The following is a 5,623-nucleotide window of genomic DNA, read 5'->3' as shown; positions in this document are numbered from 1 at the left end:
GTGTCGACATTACTTCCGTATTGAGTGTCCATTATGGCCTGAGCACAAATATTTGTGGTGAATACTAAAAAGATTATACTTAAAAAGAGCTTACGCTTCATTGCCATTTCCTTATTTCAATACTTTATCATTTTACCACGAGCAAAAAATTGGGCCTATGGGAAAATCTCACCACATAGTAATTTTCTTTAATATCAGTGACTTAACATTGAATGAGGGGGATGGTATAATATTGCCTAACTGCAAAGAAAAGTTGACGTTTGACTCGCATCAGTAGAGTTTGGTACAAGGTATATTATGACATCAAAAACACACGAAATAGAACTATCACATTCAATGGCCCATTACCTTCTAACAATTCATAAACTGAAAGAGGGGAGAGGTTTCGCCAGAGTTACAGATATTGCAAAAGACCTTGGGTTAACTAAGGGAAGCGTATCGACTGCTCTGAATAACTTAAAGAAGAAAGGCTTTGTAGAAGAGGAAGAGGATTGTAAATTTCTGATTCTTACTGATAAAGGTCACGACGAAGTTCATAGAATTCTTTCCTCTAGAACTTTACTTTACTACTTCCTAAAAGATTTTGTTGGAGTTAGTGAAGAGACTGCCGACAGAGATGCATGTTTAATGGAACACTTAATGAGTTCTGAAACAAGTACTAAGTTTTTTGATTTTATGAAAAACCTAGCTTGTACATGCGAGACGATTGAAAAAGAAGGCGGAAAAGTTCCTGCAGGCTTTAACTTCAGATCATCATTAGACTTTTGTGAATTCGATAGTGCTGAGAAGTTTTTTGAAAGTCAGACTGGGGACTCTCATCTTAGTGAAAAAGAGTAGTCTACTCTTATCAATTCTTATCTTTTTAAATTCAAACAATACGCTTGGGCTTGAGCTTAGGCAGTATTGTTTTAATAGAAGTGTCTCGCTAGATCGAGTGAAGATATACCTCTCTCAAATTACTCTTGATAAGGATATTATTAATCTAAATAATAAAAAGCACTGTATTGATATTGGGGTAGATGAAAATAGAGTCGAGCTATTTCAAAAGTATCTCTCAATGAATTATGAATTTCGTGAAACTACAGAATCAAAGGTTAAAAGACGAGAGTGTCTCTTTGAAGTTGAAACAATCAAGAATTCGTTTAAAAAGTCTTCCAAAGTTAAACTTGGAAAAGTAATCCAGTTAAGAAACTCTCAACAAAATAGTGAAGGAAAATCTATTTCTAAAATTAGAGTCATGGAGAGAAAGCTTGCTAAATTAGTCGTTAATGAATCTTTAATTACTGTTTCTTGTAAAATTCGAGGACACTATACAGAAGTCGACATTAGACTTGCTGATCGTAAGAAAAGTCTAAGTACATCAATCCAACTCAGTAAAAGTCAACGAATTGATCTCGCAAATGTTGTTCAGGATTTATCCAATAAATCTTCTGAAGTCTCTATCTCAAATGGAGTGCAGTACTCTAAGACATCAGGGACTAAGAAGGATCAAGTCTTTTTAATTCTAAAATAAATTATTTGTTTTGTTTCATGTAACGCGGCAATCGTATATCATTAGCTAGTTAATAATTTTACGATGGCTATTGAATATGGAAGAGAAGAATTACTTTAGTGACCTAAAGAGTATGTTACTAGAATTGAGTAGCGAAAAGAAAAGAGGTCTCATATTAGGCAGTCTTACTCTTTTTTTCTTATTCTTTTCTTATCCAATGATTCGAAGTGCCGCAGAGGCTATCTTTCTCGACATATATGGAGCTAAAAAATCTCCTCATGTGTGGTTCTACTCAATAGTAGTACTAAGTCTTACTGTTACTTTCTTCAATAGGTTCCAGGCCAATAACTCTATTCATAGATTGTTCTGGGCAATAGGTGGAATAACGGCAGTTGTCTTTACTTCATCTTTGTATTCTTTAAACACTGGTGTAAATGCATTCGCCTACATTTTCTATATTTGGAAAGAAGTCTATATCGTATTAATGGTTCACACAGTCCTGGCCTTTATAAACTCAATTCTTAGTTATAAAGTTGCAAAGACTATTTATGGACCAATGGGTGCATTAGGTTCTATCGGAGGAATTTTAGGAGGAGTGATCACTTCTAGATTCTCTGCAGACTTAGGCGGAGCTGAAGGAATTACAATTATTGGAGCTTTCTTCGTTCTTGTGGCCTGCCTTTGTTTTCAGTACACAGGTAAGAAATTTGATCAGCTAGATAAAATAGACAATAGAAAAGATGAATCCCCACTTCATTCTATTTTAGAAGTTAAGAAGTACGTCTTCTTAATTGCCATAGTTATTATTCTTTCACAGTTTTGTATTAACCTTACAAACTTTAAATTTAACATTCTACTTGAGAGGTTTGTTCATACAAAAGCTGAGAAAGTCTCTTATCTGGGGAATTTGTATTCATCTATAAATGGAATTTCATTATTTATGCAGGTCTTAATTATTCCTCTGCTCTTTAATGTTGTTAAAAATAGAACGATTCACTTTTTTATTCCCATCTTCTTTTTTCTTGTTTCAGGGCTAAGCTTCTCATTTGGTTCAGGTTCTATCTTTCCAGTAATGCTTACTTTTGTGCTTTTTAAAGGAACAGACTACTCTTTATTCGCAGCAGCAAAAGAAATGTTATATTTTCCTCTTATCGCTAGACAGAAGTATGGGGCGAAGTATGTTGTTGATATGCTTGTATATAGGATGGCAAAAGGGGTTATTTCACTGATATTAGTATTTTATCAAAGCGAAACGTTTGTAGAATATTGCCTTGGGATTTGTCTAATTGCTTGGTTTTTTGTATTAATTCCTTTGTTTAGAATACAAGAGAAAGTTTTAAGTCAAAATAAGGAGTATTTATGAATCCAATATTAAATGAATATAAAACAGTTTTTGGAACTGTTCCATTTGAAGAAATTAAAAACGAGCATTTCTTACCGGCCCTAAATGAAGGGATTAAAGTTGGTAAAGAAAATATTGAGAAAATAAAAAATAATACAGACACACCAACATTTGAAAATACGATTCTTGCTCTAGAGAATTCTAGTGAAATTATTGATAAGTGTGCAGAAGTTTTCTTTAACCTTCTATCTGCAGAAACAAATGATGAAATGCAAGAGATAGCAAAAGAATTCTCTCCTAAGTTAACGGCCTACGGAAATGATGTAGGACTAGATTCTGATCTTTTCAAGAAAGTAAAATCAGTTTGGGACAATAAAGAATCAATGAGTTTAGATGCAGAAGATTTAAAGCTACTTGAAAAAAACTATAAGTCATTCGTTAGAAATGGTGCCTTATTAAATGAAGAAGATAAAGAGAAGCTAAGAGCAATCGATGAAGAATTAGCAACTAATGGTTTAAACTTTGGAGATAACAATCTTAAAGAAACGAATAAGTTTGTTATGGTTCTTGAGAGTAAAGATGACCTTAAAGGACTACCTGAAGGGGAAATTGAAGCAGCTTCAATTCTAGCAAAAGAAAAAGGTCATGAAGGGAAGTGGGCCGTAACATTAGATTACCCAAGCTTAATCCCATTTATGACTTACGCTGAAAGTAGAGAATTAAGAGAAAAGCTATATATGGCAAATGGTTCAAAGTCTTGTAAAGGTGATGAATTTGATAATAAAGAGATCATTAAAAAACTATCTCAATTACGTCATAAGAGAGCAAACCTTCTTGGTTATGAATCTCACGCTCACTTCACTTTAGAAGAGAGAATGGCCGCAAACCCAAGTACGGTAGTAAACTTTTTAGAAGACTTTCTAGCAAAAGCAAAAGATCAAGCTAAAGCGGAAATGGTAGATCTACAAGAGTATGCAACTAAGCATGGAGGACCATCTGATCTTCAAAATTGGGACTATGCATTTTGGGCAGAAAAACTAAAGAAAGATAAGTACAGTATTGATGATGAAATGCTAAAGCCATACTTCAAGCTTGAAAATGTTATTGATGGAGTATTCCAAGTAGCAACAAAGCTTTATGGACTTAATTTCAAAAAGAATGAAGAAATGCAAAAGTACCATAAAGATGTAATGACTTATGAGGTAACTGATGAGTCTGGTCGTCATATTGCTGCTTTCTATGCAGACTTTTTCCCAAGAGCAGGAAAGAGAAATGGTGCATGGATGACTGCTTATAGAGGTCAATCTAATGTAAATGGAGTAGAGAGAAGACCACATATCTCAATTGTATGTAACTTTACTAAACCAACTGAAACGAAACCTTCTCTTCTAACTTTCAATGAAGTTACTACTCTTTTCCATGAATTTGGTCATGCTCTTCATGGAATGTTAGCTGACACTAAGTATGAAAGTTTATCTGGAACAAATGTATTTTGGGACTTCGTAGAGCTTCCTTCTCAGATTCTAGAGAATTGGGCATATGAAAAAGAATGTCTAGACCTATTTGCTAAGCACTACGAAACAGGTGAAACAATTCCTACTGAGCTAATTGAAAAAATTAAGGCAAGTGCTACTTTTCATGAAGGAAGAGCAACTCTAAGACAGATCAGTTTCTGTTTACTAGATATGGCATGGCACAGTGGAGACACTAGTCTTGTAACAGATCCTGAGAAATTTGAAAAAGATGCAATGGCACCAGCAAATCTATTACCTTCAGTTGATGGAACAATGATGTCTACATCTTTTGGTCACATCTTTGCGGGTGGATATTCTTCAGGTTACTACTCTTATAAGTGGGCCGAAGTATTAGATGCAGATGCATTTGAGCACTTTAAAGAGAATGGTATTTTCAATAGAGAAATTGCGACGAAATTTAAAGACAATATTCTCTCTAAAGGTGGAACAGAACATCCAATGGAACTTTATAAAAAGTTCAGAGGTGCTGAACCAACTCCAGATGCACTTCTAAGAAGAGGTGGATTAATTTAATTAAATTAAACAATTCGTGCACTCGCTCTTAGGGCGAGTGCATTTTTAGAAAATTTACTTCCACGCAGAATCTCTACGATACTTTTCTAACTCTCTATTATTTTTCATTTTTAAATTCTTAGATTTTGGCAAATACTCTAATAGTGATAATGTATTAAACACTCCTGAAGCCGTTTTGTTTAAGTAATCGATACCTCTTTCTCCTCCAAAGCCTTGTCTGTAGAAATATAAGAACTTCGAGCTAATACTGGATTCTCTTACCTTGTTCGTGTTGGTAACTAGTCTAAAGTCAAAGAAGCAAGTTACATAAAACCCATCTCTATCTCTATTTCTTTGCATTATTCTTTTTTGAAAGGCCTTTCTGACTGTCTGGGCAACTAAGACTTTTAAATAGTTTATGCCTTCAAAATGAGAGATATCTTCTAGGTAATGGCCTTTACTATTGAAGTAGATTTTAGCTTTAACAGTTCCTGTGAGTTTAGAAGATTTAAAAACACTAGGGTAGGTGAGCCTCTCTTCAATTCGCTCAAATACTTCATATACTCTAGAGTTCTTAGAAGCATCTGCGTGCTTAAAGGCTGCTCCAAGGACGGTGTCTTTTGATGGTTTATATCCAAGCATCTCAAATTTTATATTGTTTCTTTTTCTTTTTTTATTTTTATTTTTATTTTTAGTTTTCGACTTCTTCTCTCTTGGAGTGAAGCTTAACTTGATTTTTTTTATTTTAAGGTCCTTAGTCTC

General features: G+C 34.1%; 5 protein-coding genes. 4 read left to right on the top strand and 1 reads right to left on the bottom strand.

The genetic code is table 11. The features are described 5' to 3' along the window. Positions 1–297: 297 nt before the first annotated feature. From ABX784_RS15075 to ABX784_RS15060, 4 genes are all read left to right on the top strand, one after another. Positions 298–837, top strand: a complete 540-nt coding sequence (locus tag ABX784_RS15075) for a metal-dependent transcriptional regulator (protein WP_372655889.1) — start codon at positions 298–300, stop codon at positions 835–837. Further along, positions 824–1,513, top strand: a complete 690-nt coding sequence (locus tag ABX784_RS15070; RefSeq protein WP_372655888.1) for a hypothetical protein — start codon at positions 824–826, stop codon at positions 1,511–1,513. The genes ABX784_RS15075 and ABX784_RS15070 overlap by 14 nt, the downstream gene beginning before the upstream one ends. 76 nt (positions 1,514–1,589) lie before the next feature. Next, positions 1,590–2,855, top strand: a complete 1,266-nt coding sequence (locus ABX784_RS15065; RefSeq protein ID WP_372655887.1) for an Npt1/Npt2 family nucleotide transporter — start codon at positions 1,590–1,592, stop codon at positions 2,853–2,855. After that, positions 2,852–4,882 carry a M3 family metallopeptidase gene (locus ABX784_RS15060; RefSeq protein ID WP_372655886.1) on the top strand — a complete coding sequence of 677 codons (2,031 nt, stop codon included), beginning with the start codon at positions 2,852–2,854 and terminating at the stop codon, positions 4,880–4,882. The genes ABX784_RS15065 and ABX784_RS15060 overlap by 4 nt, the downstream gene beginning before the upstream one ends. A 54-nt stretch (positions 4,883–4,936) precedes the next feature. Here ABX784_RS15060 and ABX784_RS15055 read toward each other — a convergent pair. After that, positions 4,937–5,623 (bottom strand): hypothetical protein (locus ABX784_RS15055; RefSeq protein ID WP_372655885.1); only part of this gene is annotated, 687 nt, incomplete at its 5' end.

Origin of the sequence: Halobacteriovorax sp., from assembly GCF_041587335.1 — a bacterium.
GTDB lineage: Bacteria > Bdellovibrionota > Bacteriovoracia > Bacteriovoracales > Bacteriovoracaceae > Halobacteriovorax.
Note: the sequence above shows the minus strand (reverse complement) of the source record. Positions and strands in the feature narration are given on the sequence as shown.